The sequence below is a fragment of the Bacillus cereus group sp. BfR-BA-01309 genome, assembly GCF_022664315.1.
Lineage (GTDB): Bacteria > Bacillota > Bacilli > Bacillales > Bacillaceae_G > Bacillus_A > Bacillus_A mobilis.
Window position 1 is genome coordinate 492977 of sequence record NZ_JAKUHE010000001.1, and the last position, 20397, is coordinate 513373.

Genomic DNA, 20397 nt, shown 5'->3' on the forward strand with positions numbered 1-20397 from the left:
CTTAACATTCTTTTGAAAACTATTTTATATATAAGAAAACGGACAACTATTATTAAACCTTACAGTTGTCCGTATCTCTCATTATTTCATCCCTCTATTTAATAACAGTTAGATTCTCTATTACTTTATATTTACCCAAACACATTTCACTTCTGTATAGTTATCAAGCGCATATGAACCTAACTCACGTCCGATACCAGATTGTTTAAAGCCACCAAATGGTGCAGCTGCATTTTCTAAGTTATAATCATTGATCCATACTGTTCCTGCCTTTAATTTATTGGCAACTTGATGTCCTGTTTTAATATTTTGTGTCCATACGCCTGCAGCAAGTCCGTATGAAGAGCGATTTGCTCTTTCGATGACCTCTTCTGTTGAATCAAATGGAAGTACAACGACAACTGGTCCAAAAATTTCTTCTTTTACAATTGTCATATCATCAGTAACATTTGTGAATACTGTTGGCTGTACAAAATATCCTTTTTCAAATGCCCGTTCACCACCAGCAGCAACAGTAGCGCCTTCTGCTTTTCCTTGTTCAATGTAATGTAGCACACGCTCTTGTTGCTTTTTAGATACAAGTGGACCCATTTCCGTTTCCTTCTCCATACCTGCTCCAAGTTTCACGTTATTCGCCATTTTTACTAGTTCATTTACGACTGTTTCGTAATGTTTTCGGTGAACGAACACGCGAGAACCAGCACTACAATTTTGTCCATGATTATACATAATGCCTTGGAATGCACCGTTAATCGCTTCTTCTAAATCAGCGTCTTCTAAAATGATATTTGGAGATTTACCACCAAGTTCTAACGTTACATGTTTAATTGTTTCTGCAGATTGACGCATAATATATTTCCCTGTAACAGTTGAACCTGTGAAGGCTACCTTATCAATATCATGATGGTTTACGATTGCAGCTCCCGCTTCAGGGCCGAAACCTGGCACAAAGTTTACGACACCGTTTGGAAAACCTGCTTCTTTAAAGAGTTTCGCTGTATATAATAGCGATAAAGGCGTTTGTTCTGCTGGTTTTAATACGATTGTACAACCTGTTGCTAATGCTGCTCCCATTTTCCAAGAAGACATAACGAGTGGAAAATTCCAAGGAATAATTTGACCTACAACCCCAACAGGTTCATGGCGTGTGTAATTTAAGTAATCTTTTGAAATCGGAATAGTTTGCCCGATAATTTTTGTAGCCCATCCCGCATAATAACGATAATTTTCTACAGTCGCTGCAATATCATCATCCAGTGCAACTTGATATGGTTTCCCGTTATCTAATGCTTCTAACTGTGCTAATTCTTCTCCATGCTCTTCAATTAAGTCTGCTAATTTATAAATAAGATGCGCTCTTTCAGCAGTAGTCATTTCTGCCCAAGGTCCTGATTCAAATGCAGATCTTGCCGCTTTTACTGCTACATCAATATCCTCTTCTTGCGCTTCGCATACGACAGCTAGAACATCTTCTGTTGCTGGATTGTATGTCTCAAATGTCTTCCCGCTAATGGAAGGAACAAATTCACCATTAATAAACATTTTAATTTCTTCATTTAAAAACGCTTTCACTTTTGGTCTCAGCTCAATGTTTGTCGTTAACATATATGATCTCCTCCTTATTTAAACAGCTGCATGAGCTGCAATTTTTGAAATAATCGTTTGAAGTTTTTGATCTTCTTCTTCAGTTAATCCGAGTCTTGGATAACGAGAAGGTCCCCCAGCTTGCCCGTGTAATTCCATTGAGCGTTTAACGATTTGTACATATTTTCCTGATCCTTCAAGAAACTCACAAAGTGGTAAAATCGCATCGTTTATTTCCCAAGCTTTTTCTAATTCACCGTTTTGGAAATGCTTATACATTTTCGTAACAAGTCCTGGTACAATATTTCCTGCCACTGAAACCCATCCCGTCGCACCAACTAAATAAGATTCCATAACTAAATCTTCAGACCCACAGAAGACTTGAAAAGCACCTTCTCCTTGTCTTACTAAATCTCTAGCTTTTCGAATATCCCCGCTTGATTCTTTAATATGTGTAACATTTTCACATTCTTTTCCAATACGTAGCATGAGCTCCGTACTCATATCAACACCGGATGTAAACGGGTTATTATATAACATAATTGGTATATTTACAGCGTTTGAGATTTCTTTAAAGTGAAAATAAATTTCCTCTTCTTTCGGTTTACAATAGTACGAGTTTATAATTAATGCACAATCTGCTCCATGCGCTTCTGCATGTTTCGTATATTCAATCGTTTCTTTCGTCGTTTCTGCTGCAGTTCCAACAATAACTGGAATACGGCCATCTACTTCTTTTAATACTGTTTCTACCATTTTAAATCGTTCTTCTTTTGATAAACTAACGAACTCTCCTGTACTTCCATTAATAATAATCCCAGCTACTGTTTGCTCAATAAAGTAGTTTACGTTTTGTTTTACACCATTCCAATTAATTTCTTGAAACTCATCCATCGGTGTGATTAATACTGGAAATGCCCCTTTAATGTTTTTCATAATTATCTCTCCCTTTACTATTTTATTTTAATAAAAATCCTGTCGGAAACGGATCTGTAGAGTCTAATAGAAACGTCTGCATTCCTGTAATAAATCCTCTACTTTCAAATCGGAAAATGTAGCCTAGTTCTTCTTTCTTCACTTGTTCCACTGTTATAAAGCTATTAAAAATACTTTCATTTTTAAAAGGTTTATCCGCTATATAATCATTTTTAAATAATGTATGAACATAAGATACAATAGTAGAAACAAAACCAGGCGAACGTACGATAAAGTTATCTTCATGAAATGTAATCGACTTTATATGGTTCTTTTCTGTTTGCATAGATTCTACTAAAATAAGTCTTTTTATTAATGACTGTTTTTGTATAGCTTGAAGTGTAACTTCACCCCATTTTTTTAATTTAGAGATGTTTTCAATGCTGATTTCTGGTGAATATGCATCCTTTTCTACAACTGCATATACTTTATCTGCCTGTATAAGGGAGTAACTTATATTACCAATTTGCAAATTTTTCTCAATCATATAACATAATTTACTTTCAAATGAAACAGATACAACTTCATCATTCTCTACATACGCATGGACTGAAAATATGCCAGATAACGTTTCAATTTTGTATTGATTCGTATCTCTCTTTTTTAAATAACCGCTTTCTAGTAACATCGTAATGACTGCGACAATGCCTCCATAATGAAGAGGGATGGATCCTTCATGATTAAAAAATAATACAGCTGCATCGACTTCCGCATAAATAGAAGGAACGACGATACATCCATTTAAACCGATAAAACCACGTGGTTCATTTAATAAAAGCTTCATTTCTTCTGCTAATTCACCTGAAAATTGTTCATTTAAATGTTCTAAACTGTAGTAATATTTGCATGGTACATCTTTTATTACACGAAATGCTTCACCATTTACATGTACGTCTACTGCTGTATACATTTTTTGAATGTTCATTTTACATCCTCCGTTTCATGTTCCATCGGCGGAATTAGCAAAAAGCCTTCTTTAAGTGGATCCTTTTCATTGTAAAAAAATCTATGCATTCCCATAAGCCAAGCTGAACCTGTAATTTTTGTTACGACAGCTTCCATATTTTCAACATTTGTCGTATGAATGACGCACCCTTTAAATAGAGAGCCAACGATACTCTCGTGAATAAACTCTTCATTAATCTCGATTTTTTGATTAGCGTATAATACCGCTAATTTCGCTGATGTTCCTGTACCACAAGGAGAACGATCAATTCCTCCTGGCGGAACGACAACTGTATTTTTCACATGCGCACTTTCATGAGTAGGATCTGTATAAAATTCAACATGGGTTAATCCTCTAATAAACGAATACTCTGGATGAACGATTTCAAATTTCTCATTTATGATATTTCTAATATGAATTGCCTTATCGATGATTGTAGATGCGTTTTCTGGTACTAACTCTAAACCTACTGATTTCGCATCGATAATGGCATAAAAATTCCCTCCATACGCAATATCGGCCTCTACAGTTCCAATTCCTTCGACTTGTACAGTGATATGTTTAAGTAAAAAAGCTGGTATGTTACAGAAGGAGACTTCTTTCGCTTTTCCATCTTGAACAAAGATATCCACTTCAACTAAGCCAGCTGGTGTGTCTAACTTTAACGAAGTAATCGGTTCAACTACCGGAATTAAACCTGATTCAATTAAAGCTGTACATACACCAATTGTATCGTGACCACACATCGGTAAATATCCACCTGTCTCTATGTAAATAACACCAATATCAGCTTCAGGATGACATGGATCTGTTAATAATGCGCCTGACATTACATCATGACCACGCGGTTCATTCATTAACAATTTGCGAATCCAGTCATACTCCTTTTTCATATGTAACATCTTCTCTGCCATCGTCTCTCCAATTAACTTTGGAAGTCCGCTTATCAATGTCCTCGTTGGATTCCCGCCCGTATGTGTATCAATCGTCGTAAAGACTCTTTGTGACCTCATCCGTTTAACACCCTTTCTGTAAAACGACTCAAACGAAGTGGTTCAATTGGAATGATTGTTTCTTTTTCATTTAATAACTCTTCAATCACTTTTCCAGTAACCGCTGCAAGGCTAATGCCATCCCCTTCATGCCCCGCTGCTATAAAGTAGTTCGGGATATGTTCCACACGTGAAATGATTGGCAAATGGTCTTCTGTCCACGGGCGTAATCCAGCATATGAACGAATCACCATCATATCCGCCATTTTCGGATAAAAACGAATTGCTCTGTTTGCAATACATTTAATAACTTCGTTGTTTATCTTCGTATGAAAACCTACAAACTCTCTACTACTACCAATTAAAAAATTTTGGCTTTCTGTCGGCTCAAATACAAGAGCAACCCCATATTTCTCAGTTAAAGCATCCACTTTTCGTTTTCCGCCAAATTTAGAAATTAAATAACCAAATTCCATTACTTTACGGCAACCAACGTGTTGTTGCCTTGAAGCTACAATAATATGCCCTTTTCTCGGTTCAATTGGGATATTTACATCCAACATTTCTCCGATTTTCGGAGCCCACACACCAGCTGCGTTCACCACTTGCTTCGCAGTAAACGTCCCGTTAGTCGTTTCTACAACAAAGGAACCGTCTATATCTCTTTTCATTTCTTTTACTTCTGTATGATTAAAAGCTTTCGTACCAAACTTCTTCGATTCTGCAAGAAGTGAAAAAGCAAGAAGATATGGATTTACAGTCGAATCCGTTGCGCATTCTAACCCGCCTAATAAATCGTCCGCAAAAAATGGCGATTCCTCTCTTATATCTTGCCTATCGAGCATTCGAAACGGTAAACCAGCTTCTTTTTGACGATTCACCCATTGCTGCGCTGCTTCCATTTCTTCGTCTGACTCACATACGAGAATACTTCCTGGCGCCCTATATTCAAATGAGTGCTCTAACTCTTCACTTAAATCAGTAACTAATTTTTGACTTACTAACGACATTTGACTATCAAATCCTGGGTCTTTATCAATAGCCAAAATATTCCCGTCACACCGTGAAGACGTCCCACTGACAAATTCTCCTTTTTCAATGATTGTTACGTCTCTTCCGTATTTTGATGTGTAATAAGCGATAGAACAGCCTATAATACCACCGCCTATTATTAAAACGTCACAGTGCCTCACGTAGCACCCCTCCCTTCTTTCTTTTTCATCCCTCACTTTCTTTTATGCAATTGACGTGCCAACTGTACATATATACACTTTTTATAAATAATATTTTTATTTGTAAAAATATTTTAAATTTATCGTAAATAGGTGTATTATTTTTTTATCACTGTCAAAATTTTTATACATAACAGGAGGACAATATGGCATTCTCATTTCCCACAATAAAAGAATTTCTAAAAACTTTATCAATTGATCATACATACAGCTTGCAACATACCCAGCAAGTTCACGAAAAGTATTATTACCGCCCTTCTACTACAGAAGAATATAACTGCGCAGTAATATATGAAGATGACTCATTCACCGCTTTAATTGACGCGTTTTCCAATGAAATAGTCGTTATCATAATGAACGAAAATAAAGAGCCGCTATGCTGTATAACGACTCAGCAAATCATTCCGTTTCTTGTTAAGTCGTACAATGAACTGCAATCTTTTTATAACGCCGTAATACAAACAACTGATTCTTCCGTTACAGTCATCGATGAGAAAGAACATGTTCGTACTTGGACAGATGGCGCTGAAAAGATTTTTTCAGTCAATCATAATGAAATTATTGGACAACCTATCACTCGATTTTTTGACTATAAAGATTTGGAAATTTTGCAATCATTACATGACGGAAAAAGCATAATCGCTCAGTTCCATCAGCCTCGCCCAGATTTGTTCGTATTAATAAATTCAAACCCAGTGTATTGTAACGATGAAATTATAGGGGCTGTCGTTTCAGAAACTGATGTTACAAATCAAGTTGCTTTAAACGAAAAACTATTCAATATGTCACATGAAATGCACCGATTAGAACAAGAAGTCGCAAAATATAAAGATGAATCAGATCCTTTCCTTGCAATGAATGGAAAGAGCCCTGTTATACAAAGAACAATACAATTAGCTAGAAAGGTTTGTTCAGTGAAATCAACTGTTTTAATACTTGGAGAAAGTGGAGTTGGAAAAGAAGTTTTTGCAAAGGCGATACATGAAGCTAGTGAGGCAGCTAAGGCACCTTTCATTTCAATTAACTGCGGCGCCATTCCAGAAGCGTTATTTGAAAGTGAATTATTCGGGTATGAACGCGGGGCGTTTTCTGGTGCAAATAGTAAAGGGAAAAAAGGAAAAATAGAGCTCGCACAGGGCGGTACATTATTCCTTGATGAAATAGGAGAAATGCCGCTTGATATGCAAGTAAAGCTTTTGCGTGTACTACAAGAACGAAAATATTACCGAGTTGGTGGCGAGAAAGAGATTAATATTGACTTCCGTATTATCGCTGCTACAAACCGTGATTTACAAGAAGAAATGAGAAAAGGCACATTCCGAGAAGATTTATACTACCGCCTAAATGTAGTTAGCTTGCATATTCCACCGCTGCGCGAGAGACGCGAAGATATTATTGAATTAACCTACTCTTTCTTAAACGATTTTTCAATCAACTACAACAGACCAATCCGTGACTTACCTTCAAGCATTATGCATGAACTGCTTCATTACAATTGGCCAGGTAATATTCGCGAGCTTCGTAACGTTGTTGAAAGACTTGTCGTATTTGCGACTGACGGTATTATAAAACAAGAATATTTACCATTTCATACAACTGAAACGTTAGACAATCATATGACTCATTCCCTATTACTCAGCAACAATCATACAATCCTCTCTTTACAAGAAGAGATGGATGAACATGAGAAAAAAGTAATCGAGAGAGCATTACGTATTTTGAATGGGAATAAATTAGAATGCGCGAAACAGCTTGGTGTTACGAGGGCTACTTTATATAATCGTTTAAAAAAACTTGGGTTACAATAACCATTTCCTCCTTTATATTGGCATAGTTTTTGCATGATAATTTGTGCAAACCGAACTAGAGGAGGAATTCATATGACGAATAAAGATCACTTGATTGTTTGTCGATGTGAAGAAGTTACATACGGTCAACTTCAATCGACAATTGCTGAATATAAATGCTCGGCAAGAGAATTAAAACTAAGAACACGTGCTGGCATGGGATTTTGCGGTGGCCGCACATGTAGAATGATGATAGATCGAATGATTGAAAGTGCAAACCCTGACGTAACTACTAATGAAATCCCATTAAAATATCAACCACCTGTGCGAGCAGTTACCTTTGGAGCGGTAGGTGAAAATCAATGAATAGAATTACACATCATCCTATTTTAGGGAGTTTAAATAGTAGTAAGCGCATCACTTTCCAATTTAACGGACAACAATATGAAGCATATGAACATGAAACGATTGCGGCTGCTTTACTTGCAAACGGAATAAGAACTTTAAGAGTGCATGAAGATAGTGGAACGCCACGAGGTATTTACTGTAATATTGGACATTGTTCTGAATGCCGCGTCACAGTAGACAATCAAACGAACGTACGAGCATGCTTAACTGTTGTTGAAAAAGATATGGTAGTTGATAGCGGCAAACAGCATCCCAATATCGTCAGAGAGATGGTGAAAAAGCGATGAACGATGTCATCATTATCGGAGCTGGACCAGCAGGTTTATCAGCCTCCATCTCTTGTGCTCGTTTTGGACTAAATGTACTTGTTATTGATGAATTTATGAAGCCTGGCGGAAGGTTGCTCGGACAATTACATCAAGAACCTACTGGAGAATGGTGGAATGGTATAGAAGAGTCAAAACGCCTTCACGAAGAAGCAAAATCACTTTCAATTGATATTCGATGTGGTGTTTCCGTCTATAATTTAGATAAAGATGAAAGTTCTTGGTACGTACATACAAATATCGGTACGTTAGAAGCACCGTTCGTTTTACTTGCTACTGGTGCTGCTGAGTACTCTATTCCCCTTCCTGGTTGGACACTTCCAGGAGTTATGTCAATCGGGGCAGCCCAAGTAATGACAAATGTACATCGCGTTCAAGTTGGGCGAAAAGGAGTAATTATTGGTGCTAACATTTTGTCATTCGCTATTTTAAATGAATTACAATTAGCGGGAATTAAAGTGGAACATATCGTACTTCCTGAAAAAAGTGAATTAAGTCAAAGAGCTGGTGAACCAGAAGAAGTTTTAAACTCTCTATTACATGCTGCTCACCTTGCTCCATCACCTTTATTACGTATAGGTAGTCGATTGATGAAATATAATTGGGCGAAACAAGCTGGATTAAACTTCTATCCAAATAGCGGTATGAAAATAAATGGTACACCCCTTCACCTTCGAAAAGCAGCTCTTGAAATTATCGGTACAGATCAAGTTGAAGGTGTACGCGTTGCTAATATTGATACGAAAGGAAACATCTTAACTGGATCGGAACAAATATATGAGGCAGACTTCGTTTGTATTGCCGGCGGCTTATACCCTCTTGCTGAGTTAGCAGCTGTAGCTGGTTGTCCTTTCCGTTACATTCCGGAATTAGGTGGGCATGTTCCTCTTCATTCCGAAGCGATGGAAACCCCTCTTCCCGGTTTATTTGTTGCCGGTAATATAACTGGTATTGAAAGCGGGAAAATCGCAATGGCACAAGGAACTGTTGCTGGATATTCAATTGTACAACAAGCAAATGCAAAATCTCATTCGGTTGAACAACACTTGCAACAGGCGATGCAACATGTACATACCGTACGACAACAAGCTGCCATTCAATTTAATCCGATGATTGATGTTGGTAGACGAAAAATGAATGAAATTTGGCGTGATTATTCCCTGGCATATGCACATACTAAAAAGAGCTGTTGAGATTACTCTCAACAGCTCTTTTTTCTACTCTTCTGAGTTATTAAATTTCGCTAATGCGTAAATGCCTTCTTCATCGTCTAATTCAAGTTGTAATCTTGCTGCGAATGAATTGACATTATATTCTCTGTCAAGCAATAAGCGTAATGCTTCGATTAAGTTCGCTTGAATTAAAATTTGTTTGCGACCATTTACCTCTACTTCAGCAGAGAAACCGTAGTCATCGTCATACATTAGTTCAACTAGAACTTCTTCTGGACCGACTTGTCTTTTTTCAGCAATATATACGCAAAGTGCATTGATAAGTTCTTGTTCAGAAATTTTTATTGTTTCCATGCTACTTCATCTTCCTTTTTCTTACGTTGATCTTTGAAGTATTTAAATGCACGAACTGCTAACATTACGATACCAGCCATTACTAACATATTTACCATAAACGCTAATACAGAACCAAGAGCTCCCATATTTGCAAATAAGCTACCCATTAGTAAACCACCAAGACCACCTAGTAATAAACCTTTCATAAAGCTTCCTTTATTACTTTTTGGTGCTGTGTTTGTTGCTTTTGTTTTTGAATCTGTTGTTGTTTTTTGTGAATTCACGTTATTATCTTTTTTGTTCAAATCAACTTTTGACTTTTGACCAGAACTTGGTGTGTATGATTTTTTACCAGATTTGTAACTCTTCGCTGCTGCGTGATCTACAAACATGAAGCTACTAGCTCCAAAGATAACCATGAATGCCGTCATGACTGCTACAAGTTTTTTCAACATATTATATCCATTCTCCTTTTATATAGATATATGTGAAATCTACCTTTCTAGTAAATTCAGAATGATAGATTTGTTTTTAAAAACATTTTAAAGGTTCTTATGAACTTATTATATGAACTTTTGTCGAAATATGCAAGCATTATTTACTTACGATAGTTTGGTGACAAAGGAAAAATTAAGCAAAACAGAATTGACTTTAAATGAAACAAAACATATTATAGGTTCATAAGAACTTTTTATTATTTTTGGAGGTGAAAAGATGGAAACATTTCATCTCACACGAAACGAAATGGCTACCCTTCTTCTATCATTAAGAGGATGGAATACGAAAAAGCCTCTCGGTATTTTACAAGAAGCGTGGGCAAAGTCACATAAAAAAGATATTGAAAGCGGACAAAGCGTAACTGCTTTTATTACTACCGCACTTTCACCTATTTTTGAAAAACTGATTAAAATTGACGATACAGACGTCGGTTTTTCATTAAATGAAATCGTTGCGCTTGGAAATCAAATTGAAAATACAAGTTTCTCAGTCACAGCCATGCAAAACTGGGTAAAACGAGATATTAAAGAAATGATTGGCTCTCCTCAAAAAGGGAAAAAATATTCAATTGAACAAGCTGCCTTACTATTCATTGTCGAAGATTTAAAAACAGCACTTGATTTTGAATCCATTCGTAAGCTATTACGCCTTATCGTAAATGACCCAGCCGATCGGAGTGATGACTTAATCAATCCTGTTCATTTATATGGAGCATACTCTTCTCTATTTGAAGAACTCAATCAAGGGAACTGCTTACAACTAAATGCAACAGATACAGTTCATACAATTGAAAACATCGTAAAAGAAAAAGCTGATAAAATCGCAAGTAAGTTCGATCAAATTAATAACGAGCAACGTGAAGCGATTCGTAACGCGATTATTATTGCCACATTATCTGTCCATACCGCTTATGTACAAATGTTAGCAAAACGTTACGTAACAGCAACTTTATTTTTACAAAATTTAGATGTGAAGCCTTAAAAAATAGGAGCAGAAATGCTTCTATTTTTTTATAACGAAAACAAGCATCAACCTGTTACATACTTAGAACAGGTTGATGCTTGTTTCTCTAGATATTAATTATAAAAAACCATAATCGCCTATTATTGATTCAAAAATGATCATTTCATTCTATTATATTTCGAACAAGTTTTCTCGATAAAGTGAAACTTTAATCAGTGGGGGTTTTCTTCATCCCCCACTGATTATTAGCCCTCACCAATCGGACTTTTATGGACAGTTGATCCCCCCACCTAAATTCTTTGCTTTCGCTGCATTTTGAGGTGGGGGTCTTACTGCCCATTAAAGCGGGATAAATTTAATTCCTTCATCTTTGTAACTCTTTATAAATTTCGATTTGAGCTCTTGAGCTATTAGCAAAACTTAACCAACCCTGTCTCACATTACTAATGTTTTCAGTTACCAAAAGTTCAACTATATCTAGATGTGAAACATTCGTTATTATCGATTTATTTATACCATTAACTTTAGCACCTGACATATACTTAGCAATCTCAGGATTTAATGCGAAAGCAAAATCAATTACAGTAGCACCTTGCGGTAAGTTCACGGAATCTAACTTAGGAGTAAATGCAACAATATTATCTTGGAATAGTTCATATGATACTAAATCATAAAATTCAATCGCATCTTGAGTTACTAGATCATTTGTCTTAATAAAATGATCCATCAATTTATGAATTATATTTTGCATCTCCTTTTCAGTTATACTTTTTGTAAGTACATGAAATACTCCTTTATCTCGTATCTCCTGATTTATTTTTGTTTCAATACATATCACTATTTCATGGTTATTGATCACCACTTTAGTCTTTAAGTATTTGTTTAATACATCACTTTCAATTGCTATATTATCTTCAAATTGATATGGAATTGGTTGGTATAGTTGATGTATAACTCCTAATATTTTATAACAGTCTAAATTATTTGAGGCCGTGATAATTATTTTTGACACTGCTGTAATGTCCTGAATATCTTGGAGACGAGAATAAGCTGTATAAATAGGGCTTAATTCATAGTTAACTTCAAATATTAAAGATGGATTTAGAAAATTATTTATATCTTGCATGATATTTTGAGACAAACCCTCTAATAACTTAACATAATTTTGTAAAAGAATTTTCATTCCCTTATATTTAGAATGGTTAAGATAATAAAAACCTAAATCTTCTAACTCGTGTTGGATATGTAATAGCCCTAGTCTTTTACAAATCGGAGCGAAAATTTTGAGTGTTTCATTTGCATAAGGAACTTGTTTCTTTACAGCTTTCACCTGTAAAGTTCTCATGTTATGTAGACGATCTATCACTTTTATAATAGCTACTCGTATATCTCCTTGCGTAGCTAATAATAACTTCTTTAAATTTATTGCTTCATACTCTTCTTTATTAGGGATTTGTTTTTTATCAATTTTAGTTAATCCTTCTACAATATCTGCAACTTTTTTACCGAATATATCACGTATATAGTCAATTGTATAATCTGTATCCTCCACCACATCATGTAGTAATGCTGCAACTAAAGTTATAATATCTGCCTTACAATCTAACAAAATTTCTGTAACTGCAAATGGATGAGTAATATACGGCTCACCGGAAACACGGAATTGTCCTTCATGTGCTTTCTCGGAAACTAATATAGCTTTATTTAATTGTTCTACTTCTTCTTTATGTAGATATGAGGCCTTTTCTAATAATGCTTTTTTCATATTTTCACCTTCATCATGTTAATTTTCTATAAAAATTTTATTAACATTATAATTCGTTATTTGAAAGTGAAGTACCTGTCTAGGTGATAAGAGAATATTTATGTTTTTATTCTCCTTGAATTATTTTTATATTTTTGAACCTATAAGCCAACCTTTGAAATACTTTTGTTTTTATCAACCGAATCATATCTCTATCCCAAATATAAAATAGTCCATAAATTGGATTCTTATTTTGCATACATTACTCTTCTCACTTTGTAAATAAAAAGCCCATTACATTATCATTTATATATGAGAAATTCTTAATAATCTTTTCATTTTTTCTTCATGAAAACGGAGCTTATATGCTTTACTATAGAGACATAAAAGAATTGAAATAGCAATCCCCTATACAAATAAGGTATAATCTACATATGGTGAACCTTTTATATTGTTAAATAAAGGGGCATATATTCAAAAATCCATAAATTAGAAGGTGCAACAATGTTAAGTAGTTTTATTCACTCAGTATTAACGTTTTTTGAAGGGTTAGGTTATTGGGGCATTATGCTTGGACTTATGATTGAGATTATTCCAAGTGAAATCGTCCTTGCTTATGCAGGTTACTTAGTATTCAACGGTAGTATCTCATTTGTAGGCGCAGTTATATTTGGGACAATTGGTGGTGTTATTGCCCAAATCTTTATTTATTGGCTTGGACGATACGGTGGACGTCCTATATTAGAACGATATGGAAAATATATTTTCATTCATAAAAAACAAATAGATGCAGCTGAAGATTGGTTTAACCGTTACGGAACTGGCGTAATTTTTACAGCACGCTTTATTCCGGTAGTACGCCATGCAATTTCAATTCCTGCTGGTATTACAAAAATGTCATTCCTACGTTTCACTACATTAACAGCACTCGCAATCATCCCTTGGTCTATCATTTTCATTTATTTAGGTGAAAAACTAGGTGAGAATTGGGAGAATATTAACGATGTTGCTGGACCGTATGTGAAATTGTTCGCAATTGGCGGCGTCATACTTATTCTTTTATACTTCGTCATTAAAAAATGGACAAAAAAACGTAAAAATCTTGCCTAAAATAAAAAAACCGCTAAAAATTCATTACGAATGTTAGCGGTTTTTATTTATTAAAATTGACTAATCTTTAAAAATGACAAGAAAGTCCTTCAGTTTAACATTTAAATGGATAAGCAACCTTTCACTCATTGATTTCGTATATTATCTCAAAAAGGAGTGATTCCCCTATGCATTGGCAACAAAAAATACAATACTTAATCGGACGCCCTATCGGCATTTCCTTCATGAACGGCCAAGGAACTTCTGGTGTATTATGTTCAGCACATGATGGTCAATTATATGTGTATGAATACCTTTATCAAGCGCAGTTCGCAATGAAGCATTATGATTTTAGACAAATTCAAGATATACATGCCTTCCCGAATTGCCCACATCAAAATACTCTATACTAAAAAAGGAACAGCTTATAGCCGTTCCTTTTTCTCCACTCTTATTTTTCAGTATAAAAGTTTTGCACTGCTTCATCAAAATAAATCCAGCCTTTCCAACCTAAATGAATTGTATCTTTTAAGAAATATTTATCATATTCATGGCCAGAGAAATCAACTACTGGGTATCCTGCATTCTCAACTTGTTCCCGAACTTTTTTATAATATACTTCACGGCGCTCTTTAGGGAAACCAGCGTAATCATACCACGGTCCGTTTACAGGTACAGAAATAAAGAGTGGCTTGACATTTTTCTCTTTAAAAATATTTAAAACAATTTGTAAGTCATCATATTCAGGTGATTCTTCATACGATTCATTTGCTCTAAAGTTTTTTAACCCTTTTAATTTTTTCTTTAAATTATGTTTATAGTAATACGGATTTTCAATTCCGAATGTGTTTGTAGTAGATTCCAATTTCCCTTCTTCTTCTGCATGTTTACGTGCATCTACCCAAGAAATTGAACGTAATCCCATATTTGTTTTTTCTTTCATCGGTTCAATCTTAAATAAGGAGTTAAATAAATCTCTATGATCTAAAATATTACGATGCATATAAGCGAGTGGTTTAACTAAACCTGCTTTTACGTTATGTTTCGTATCATTATATACAATACCTTCTAATGAATTTTTTAATATATCATCTTTTTGAACAACTTTATAGTCTAATAGTCGTTTCGCAATTTGCTTCTTCATTTCAACACTTATCTCATCATTAAAAATAAAATGATATGCTTGTTGTTTGGAGAAATTGTTAGTAAAATCCCCTTGTGATACACCAGTCTTTGTAAACCATTGTGGTGATAAAGCAAAGACTACTTTTTTACCTTCTAATTCATCCATTGTAGACGTCATATTTAATATATGAGCTAAACTTTGCGTACCGCCAATCCCCATTAAATATGGTGTAAAACCTGCCGGATTTACTTTAAAGTAATTAGACGGGTGATATGCATCCATTCGTAAAAATTCAGATGAACCATACATCGGTAAATACTGCGAATTCTCTAACATTTTTTGCTGTAAGAAAACACTTTGTAATTTTTCTTTTTGTAAGGAAGTTGCCGCATCTTCTACCTTCTTATCACTAATAAGTGATACTAAACTTTTTGATGGAATGAGTATGATAATGAAAAAAAGCACACACGCTAAAATTATCGGACCAAAAGCATGCTTCATTTTCATCGTCTCTTCCTCTTTCTATTGCTATTAAATTGTAACCCTTGTTTTTGACACGCCATCATTTCTCTCCTTTTTCTCTATACATGTTCCATTCTATTTATCTATTATATACATGTATGTATTTCTTTCCTTGTTCTATTCAATCCTATAGAAATATCACAAGAAAATGTTTCCATAGAAACACGTTAATTATACAAGATTCTACATAAATTTCACACTGGAATTTTACTAATAATTTTATTATTAAGACATGAAAAAACATATAAAATGTCTATAATTCATCAGGAGCTATATTAAATTCAAAATAAGATAAGGTACGTCTACTATAATCAACATCATGAGTATATGTAAAACCTAACTTTCGTAAAAGATTTTTCGAATTGTCATTTGCTATTTTCACCCTAGCAATTATTCTTTTTACATCCATCGTCTCTTTTGCATATTGAATAGAAGCCCCTGCTGCTTCTGACGCATATCCATTTCCCCAATACTCCGGATCAAGTAGATACATAATCTCTATTTCATCAGTTTCATCCACTTTTCTTAAACCACAATGTCCTAAAAGCTTTCCTGTTTCACTATTGAATAACAGCCATACACCAAAATTATACTGTTCCCAATGTAATATAAGCTTCCTGATATAATTATTTGCTTCTTCTTTTGACATTCCTCTTGATTTAGCAAGCCATTTGCCAACAGCTTCTTTCTTTAATATGTTATAAAATTGATCAACATATTCTATAGTTGGTCTCCTCATGAACAATCTATTTGTACATATTACTTCCTTTTCTTCCAACATAAATATCATTCCCATCCAAACGTTTTATATAGACTAGTAAATTATACCACGTACTATTTTTCTAACTTTAAATAAGAAAAACAGACTATCACACATGTGAAGTCTGTTTTTCCATACTTTTATTTTTGTACATCTGCCCATTTTAAACTTGTTGCCGGACCGAATTGATGTACATACAAATCTTTCACATATGGTTTTTGTAAGTATGATAATCCGCGCTGGAATACCGGTGCTATTACTGCATCATCTAGCAGCATTTTTTCCGCATCTTGCATTGCTTTCCAACGAGCTTTTTCATCATTACCTAATTCTGTTTTAATCTTCTTAATTAACGCGTCATATTCCGGATTTGCATATTCTGTATTGTTTACACTGCTTCCAGAAAGGAATACTTCTAAATAAGTCATTGGATCTGGATAATCCGGTAACCAACGTGATAATGACATTTCATATTCTTTCTTCTTCTCTAACGCCAGTTTTTGCGTATGTGGTTGTAATTTTACATTTACTTTTAAGCCTGGTAAGTTTTTCTCTAGCTCTTCTTTAATGTATTCTCCTACTTTTTTGAAGTTTTCTAAGTCATAGTTTAATAACTCAAGCGTCACTTCATTTGTACCTGTTTCTAGCTTCGCCTTTTCCCAATATTCTTTCGCCTGTTTTACATCTGTCTTATTAAACTCACCAGCCGTACTTCTAAAGTCTTTTTTATCTGGACCTTTTAAAAATCCTTTTGGCACGTAATAGTTTGCAGCAACCGAACCATCATTTAAAAATGAAGTTGCAAGCCCTTTCTTATCAAACACTGTACTTAGCGCGAGCCTTGCATTTTTATTTTTAAGAATCGGTACATTTTCATTGAATCGGAAGAAGTACATAACCGGATCTGTATACTGTTTTAGTTCTTTATTATTTTTATATTTATCTACGAATTCTGTTGAAATGACAGCTCTATCAACTTTATCTGTTTCATATAAATTTACCGCGGTTGAAATTTCTTTAACGATTTGATAATTTACTTCATCAAGCTTCACTTCTTTTTTATCCCAATACTTATCGTTTTTCTTCATTGTAAAACTCGCTTCATGCTTCCAATCAGATAATGTAAATGGCCCATTATATACCGCTTTATTTGCTTCTAATCCGTATTTATCACCTTGTTCTTTCGCATATTTTTCATTAATTGGATAGAAAGATGGTAAAATAAGTAGTTTCGTAAAATACGGTACAGGATGTTCTAACTCTACTACGAACGTTTTATCATCCTTTGCTTTCACTCCTAATTCCTCTAGCCCTAGTTGTTTCTTATTTATTTTCTCCGCATTTTTTACATCGTACGCAATGTAAGCATATTGGGAAGCTGTATCCGGATTAATAAGCTGCTTCCAAGCGTATACGTAATCTTGTGCTGTTACTGGATCTCCATTAGACCATTTCGCATCACGCAAGTGGAATGTATAAGTTTTTCCATCTTGACTCACTTCATATTTTTGTGCTCCAGCTTCAATCAGTTCATCATTTTTTGATAAACGGAATAATCCTTCCATTACGTTATTCAAAACGTTAAACGATACCGCATCTGTTACTTTCCCTGAATGTAACGACGGAATTTCACCCGTTTCTAGTAACTGTAATACTTTCTTCTCATCTTTCGGCTTTGTTGTTGTTTTTTCTTTTGCGCAGCCAACTAAAAATGAAGAAACTAAGAGTGTACTAACTAATGAGTAACGAACAACTTTTTTCATTTGAAAACCCCCTTTATTTTTTAAGGTAAGTAACGACGAGCACCAGCGTATTCTTCTATATATCCTGGTGTATTTAGCGGTATAATCTCTACCGATCTTTCAGCTCTCGGTGAGTGAATCATATTTCCATCACCAATATACATAGCAACATGGTGAACACTACCTTTTCCTTGATCATGTGCGAAGAAAATTAAATCTCCTTTTTGTAAGTTTTCTTTATCAACCGCAACTCCATTTCTCGATTGCGGACCAGAATCTCGCGGAATAGTAATACCGTGCGATTTATAAATTGTATGTGTAAATCCAGAGCAATCAAATCCAAAACCACTTGTACCAGCCCATATATATGGTAATCCTAAAAACATTTTCCCTGTGTTTATTAAATCATCAGCCACCGGGGTTGGAATATCATTTTGAGAGCGATAAACCGTTCCATCATTTTTTCGTAGCCAAGCTTTTTGCCCATTTGGTAACAACACACGGTATGAAATTGTATCTTCACTAAGTAGTGGCAGTCGCGTATTATAGCTCACTTCAAGCGATTTATGTTTTTCAGAAGGATTTATATATAAAATGGCTGTCGGTTTCGTTACTAAAACGAAAGGTTCGTTTGTTTTATCTGCAAATTCTTGATTATATGTTAACTGTTTTTCAGGCATCCAACCTGGATAACCTTCTTCATTTCGTGGTGTTGGCTGACCATGGACTAGCACTTTCACCCAGTCTCCTTTTTTATCTACAACCGTTACTTCTTGACCTAATAACGCTTGCGTTTCTAATTTATTTGCATTTGTTAACCAAAGCTTTTCATCAAGCGTCATTGATTTCGTCCACTTCCACAAATCAACTGGATTTGTAGCACTCGGTGCATCAATTGGCCGTAATGAATCAGGTGCAGTCCAAAGTGTTGCCGCAGATACATCGATAAATGCTTTACTATCCTTCTTCTCTTCAGCATGTGTTGATGCAAACGATGAAAATATAAATAAAGTTGTTAAAAATGCAGTTCCTACTACTCTTTTCATACATATCCCCCTTAAAAGATAGTTTACTAGTCTCTTCTCCTAAGATTTACTATTCACTGTCGATTGAAGGTTTACCTTTGACCCTGAATAAGTCATTCCTTCCGGTTCTTCCATTAACCAAAGTGGTGCATCTAGATCGAAGTAATGAATATTAGGATGTGCCGCAGCTAAATGGGCTACAGCGCTAACGGAAGTGGAAGATTCCATCATACTACCGACCATACATTTTACACCCGCTGTTTCAGCGATATCTGCAATACGCCACGCTTCACGTATGCCACCACATTTCATTAATTTAATATTGATTAAGTCTGCATATCCTCCTTGAACAATTTTCAATGCATCACTTGCTGAAAATATACTTTCATCTGCCATAATAGGCGTTTGTACATGATCTCTGACGTACTTTAACCCATCCCAATCTTTCGCATGAACAGGTTGTTCAATAAATTCGATATTTAAATTACGATTTTCCATCTCTTTAATAATCGTAACCGCTTCTTTTGGATTCCACCCTTGATTTGCATCTAATCGTAACGTCGTATTTTTGGGTACACTATTTCGAATCGCTTCAATACGTTCTAAATCTAAATGAGCAGATTTCCCCACTTTAATTTTTAAAGTTTGAAATCCTTTTTCTACATGATGCTTTGCCTCTTTTGCCATAACGAAAGGCTCATCTACACTCACCGTAATGTCTGTGTGAATTTCTTTCTTCCCGCCTAATAATGCGTAAAGTGGAACGTTTTGATATTGACAATACACATCATATAAAGCGATATCTACTGCCGCTTTCGCACTTGGGTTTCCAATACAACTCATTTGAATGTGCTGTAGTAACTGTTGAAACTGAATGATATCTTGACCAATTAAACAGGAACGCATCGGCCCTAAAATTGCTGCTTCAATCCCATTAGCAAAATCACCCGTAATAACTGGTGTTGCGGCTGCAGCACCCTTGCCAACAATTCCTTCATCTGTATGAATATATACATCTATACTTTCTATTTCCGTTACGGTACGAAGCGCCGTTTTAAACGGTGTATGAAGATTAACACGTCTACGATTTACTTTTACATCGGTAATTTTCATATTGTTCATCCTTTCGTTCTCTGACAAAGTGGAACCTTAATTCCCAATTTTTTTGGA

20 protein-coding genes are annotated in these 20397 nt (G+C 35.0%); 7 read left to right on the plus strand and 13 right to left on the minus strand.

The features are described from left to right. Positions 1-120 precede the first annotated feature (120 nt). Genes MR115_RS02545 through MR115_RS02565 form a run of 5 tightly spaced genes read right to left on the minus strand, consistent with a single transcriptional unit; the run spans position 121 to position 5690 of the window. Positions 121-1605, minus strand: a complete 1485-nt coding sequence (locus MR115_RS02545) for an aldehyde dehydrogenase family protein (protein WP_242239723.1) — start codon at positions 1603-1605, stop codon at positions 121-123. A gap of 18 nt (positions 1606-1623) precedes the next feature. Further along, positions 1624-2520, minus strand: coding sequence for a 4-hydroxy-tetrahydrodipicolinate synthase (dapA, locus tag MR115_RS02550; protein WP_242239726.1), 897 nt, complete (start codon positions 2518-2520; stop codon positions 1624-1626). 22 nt (positions 2521-2542) lie between these two features. Beyond that, complete coding sequence (locus tag MR115_RS02555; protein ID WP_242239728.1) at positions 2543-3484, minus strand: proline racemase family protein; 942 nt, start codon at positions 3482-3484, stop codon at positions 2543-2545. Beyond that, positions 3481-4518, minus strand: a complete 1038-nt coding sequence (locus MR115_RS02560) for a proline racemase family protein (protein WP_071723467.1) — start codon at positions 4516-4518, stop codon at positions 3481-3483. The genes MR115_RS02555 and MR115_RS02560 overlap by 4 nt, the downstream gene beginning before the upstream one ends. Beyond that, positions 4515-5690 carry an NAD(P)/FAD-dependent oxidoreductase gene (locus tag MR115_RS02565; protein WP_242239730.1) on the minus strand — a complete coding sequence of 392 codons (1176 nt, stop codon included), beginning with the start codon at positions 5688-5690 and terminating at the stop codon, positions 4515-4517. Before MR115_RS02565 ends, MR115_RS02560 begins: the two co-directional genes overlap by 4 nt. A 185-nt stretch (positions 5691-5875) precedes the next feature. On the opposite strand from MR115_RS02565, the gene MR115_RS02570 reads away from it, so the two are divergent. The 4 genes from MR115_RS02570 (at position 5876) to MR115_RS02585 (ending at position 9443) form a co-directional block, all read left to right on the plus strand. Next, entirely contained in the window at positions 5876-7537 is a 1662-nt protein-coding gene (locus tag MR115_RS02570; RefSeq protein ID WP_242239732.1) for a sigma-54 interaction domain-containing protein, read from the plus strand. Positions 7538-7609: 72 nt separating this feature from the next. After that, positions 7610-7882 (plus strand): (2Fe-2S)-binding protein, encoded by a 273-nt coding sequence (locus MR115_RS02575; RefSeq protein ID WP_048525929.1) that lies wholly within the window; start codon positions 7610-7612, stop codon positions 7880-7882. Continuing rightward, a complete protein-coding gene (locus MR115_RS02580; protein WP_132132472.1) occupies positions 7879-8211 on the plus strand; it encodes a (2Fe-2S)-binding protein in 333 nt (110 codons plus the stop codon). Before MR115_RS02575 ends, MR115_RS02580 begins: the two co-directional genes overlap by 4 nt. Beyond that, the gene (locus tag MR115_RS02585) at positions 8208-9443 is read left to right on the plus strand and encodes an NAD(P)/FAD-dependent oxidoreductase (protein ID WP_242239733.1); all 1236 of its coding nucleotides are present in this window, start codon (positions 8208-8210) and stop codon (positions 9441-9443) included. Before MR115_RS02580 ends, MR115_RS02585 begins: the two co-directional genes overlap by 4 nt. 24 nt (positions 9444-9467) lie before the next feature. Here the strand turns inward: MR115_RS02585 and MR115_RS02590 are convergent, their stop codons facing one another. Together MR115_RS02590 and MR115_RS02595 are read right to left on the minus strand one after the other, a co-directional pair. Further along, a complete protein-coding gene (locus tag MR115_RS02590) occupies positions 9468-9776 on the minus strand; it encodes a YxcD family protein (RefSeq protein ID WP_061679711.1) in 309 nt (102 codons plus the stop codon). After that, on the minus strand, positions 9764-10213 hold the full coding sequence (locus tag MR115_RS02595; RefSeq protein WP_063259931.1) for a hypothetical protein: 450 nt from the start codon (positions 10211-10213) through the stop codon (positions 9764-9766). The genes MR115_RS02590 and MR115_RS02595 overlap by 13 nt, the downstream gene beginning before the upstream one ends. A gap of 259 nt (positions 10214-10472) precedes the next feature. Between MR115_RS02595 and MR115_RS02600 the strand changes: the two genes are divergently transcribed. Beyond that, positions 10473-11237, plus strand: a complete 765-nt coding sequence (locus MR115_RS02600) for a DUF1836 domain-containing protein (protein ID WP_000447227.1) — start codon at positions 10473-10475, stop codon at positions 11235-11237. A 346-nt stretch (positions 11238-11583) separates the two neighbouring features. Here the strand turns inward: MR115_RS02600 and MR115_RS02605 are convergent, their stop codons facing one another. After that, entirely contained in the window at positions 11584-12984 is a 1401-nt protein-coding gene (locus tag MR115_RS02605; protein ID WP_242239734.1) for an HD domain-containing protein, read from the minus strand. Between the two features lie 483 nt (positions 12985-13467). Here MR115_RS02605 and uptA point away from each other — a divergent pair, with 483 nt between their 5' ends. Both uptA and MR115_RS02615 read left to right on the plus strand, forming a co-directional pair. Then, the gene (gene uptA / locus MR115_RS02610; RefSeq protein ID WP_242239735.1) at positions 13468-14073 is read left to right on the plus strand and encodes an undecaprenyl phosphate transporter UptA; all 606 of its coding nucleotides are present in this window, start codon (positions 13468-13470) and stop codon (positions 14071-14073) included. A gap of 167 nt (positions 14074-14240) precedes the next feature. Next, positions 14241-14465: a hypothetical protein gene (locus tag MR115_RS02615; RefSeq protein WP_061679707.1), complete on the plus strand. Its 225-nt coding sequence runs from the start codon at positions 14241-14243 to the stop codon at positions 14463-14465. A gap of 38 nt (positions 14466-14503) precedes the next feature. Here MR115_RS02615 and dltD read toward each other — a convergent pair whose 3' ends face one another. The 5 genes from dltD to MR115_RS02640 all read right to left on the minus strand — a co-directional run bounded on the left by dltD (position 14504) and on the right by MR115_RS02640 (position 20349). Continuing rightward, positions 14504-15685: a D-alanyl-lipoteichoic acid biosynthesis protein DltD gene (dltD, locus tag MR115_RS02620; protein WP_242239736.1), complete on the minus strand. Its 1182-nt coding sequence runs from the start codon at positions 15683-15685 to the stop codon at positions 14504-14506. A gap of 268 nt (positions 15686-15953) precedes the next feature. Continuing rightward, positions 15954-16481, minus strand: coding sequence for a GNAT family N-acetyltransferase (locus tag MR115_RS02625; protein WP_242239737.1), 528 nt, complete (start codon positions 16479-16481; stop codon positions 15954-15956). Between the two features lie 119 nt (positions 16482-16600). Further along, positions 16601-18223, minus strand: a complete 1623-nt coding sequence (locus MR115_RS02630) for a peptide ABC transporter substrate-binding protein (RefSeq protein ID WP_242239738.1) — start codon at positions 18221-18223, stop codon at positions 16601-16603. Positions 18224-18243: 20 nt separating this feature from the next. Beyond that, a complete protein-coding gene (locus MR115_RS02635; protein WP_242239739.1) occupies positions 18244-19248 on the minus strand; it encodes a C40 family peptidase in 1005 nt (334 codons plus the stop codon). 39 nt (positions 19249-19287) lie between these two features. Further along, a complete protein-coding gene (locus MR115_RS02640) occupies positions 19288-20349 on the minus strand; it encodes a dipeptide epimerase (protein ID WP_242239740.1) in 1062 nt (353 codons plus the stop codon). Positions 20350-20397: the final 48 nt, after the last annotated feature.

Excerpts from the sequence above, each read along its gene's own strand:
- MR115_RS02545 (WP_242239723.1), bottom strand. The coding sequence starts at position 1,605 with ATGTTAACGACAAACATTGAGCTGAGACCAAAAGTGAAAGCGTTTTTA.
- dapA (WP_242239726.1), bottom strand. The coding sequence starts at position 2,520 with ATGAAAAACATTAAAGGGGCATTTCCAGTATTAATCACACCGATGGAT.
- MR115_RS02555 (WP_242239728.1), bottom strand. The coding sequence starts at position 3,484 with ATGAACATTCAAAAAATGTATACAGCAGTAGACGTACATGTAAATGGT.
- MR115_RS02560 (WP_071723467.1), bottom strand. The coding sequence starts at position 4,518 with ATGAGGTCACAAAGAGTCTTTACGACGATTGATACACATACGGGCGGG.
- MR115_RS02570 (WP_242239732.1), top strand. The coding sequence starts at position 5,876 with ATGGCATTCTCATTTCCCACAATAAAAGAATTTCTAAAAACTTTATCA.
- MR115_RS02575 (WP_048525929.1), top strand. The coding sequence starts at position 7,610 with ATGACGAATAAAGATCACTTGATTGTTTGTCGATGTGAAGAAGTTACA.
- MR115_RS02580 (WP_132132472.1), top strand. The coding sequence starts at position 7,879 with ATGAATAGAATTACACATCATCCTATTTTAGGGAGTTTAAATAGTAGT.
- MR115_RS02585 (WP_242239733.1), top strand. The coding sequence starts at position 8,208 with ATGAACGATGTCATCATTATCGGAGCTGGACCAGCAGGTTTATCAGCC.
- MR115_RS02590 (WP_061679711.1), bottom strand. The coding sequence starts at position 9,776 with ATGGAAACAATAAAAATTTCTGAACAAGAACTTATCAATGCACTTTGC.
- MR115_RS02595 (WP_063259931.1), bottom strand. The coding sequence starts at position 10,213 with ATGTTGAAAAAACTTGTAGCAGTCATGACGGCATTCATGGTTATCTTT.
- MR115_RS02600 (WP_000447227.1), top strand. The coding sequence starts at position 10,473 with ATGGAAACATTTCATCTCACACGAAACGAAATGGCTACCCTTCTTCTA.
- MR115_RS02605 (WP_242239734.1), bottom strand. The coding sequence starts at position 12,984 with ATGAAAAAAGCATTATTAGAAAAGGCCTCATATCTACATAAAGAAGAA.
- uptA (WP_242239735.1), top strand. The coding sequence starts at position 13,468 with ATGTTAAGTAGTTTTATTCACTCAGTATTAACGTTTTTTGAAGGGTTA.
- MR115_RS02615 (WP_061679707.1), top strand. The coding sequence starts at position 14,241 with ATGCATTGGCAACAAAAAATACAATACTTAATCGGACGCCCTATCGGC.
- dltD (WP_242239736.1), bottom strand. The coding sequence starts at position 15,685 with ATGAAAATGAAGCATGCTTTTGGTCCGATAATTTTAGCGTGTGTGCTT.
- MR115_RS02625 (WP_242239737.1), bottom strand. The coding sequence starts at position 16,481 with ATGTTGGAAGAAAAGGAAGTAATATGTACAAATAGATTGTTCATGAGG.
- MR115_RS02630 (WP_242239738.1), bottom strand. The coding sequence starts at position 18,223 with ATGAAAAAAGTTGTTCGTTACTCATTAGTTAGTACACTCTTAGTTTCT.
- MR115_RS02635 (WP_242239739.1), bottom strand. The coding sequence starts at position 19,248 with ATGAAAAGAGTAGTAGGAACTGCATTTTTAACAACTTTATTTATATTT.
- MR115_RS02640 (WP_242239740.1), bottom strand. The coding sequence starts at position 20,349 with ATGAACAATATGAAAATTACCGATGTAAAAGTAAATCGTAGACGTGTT.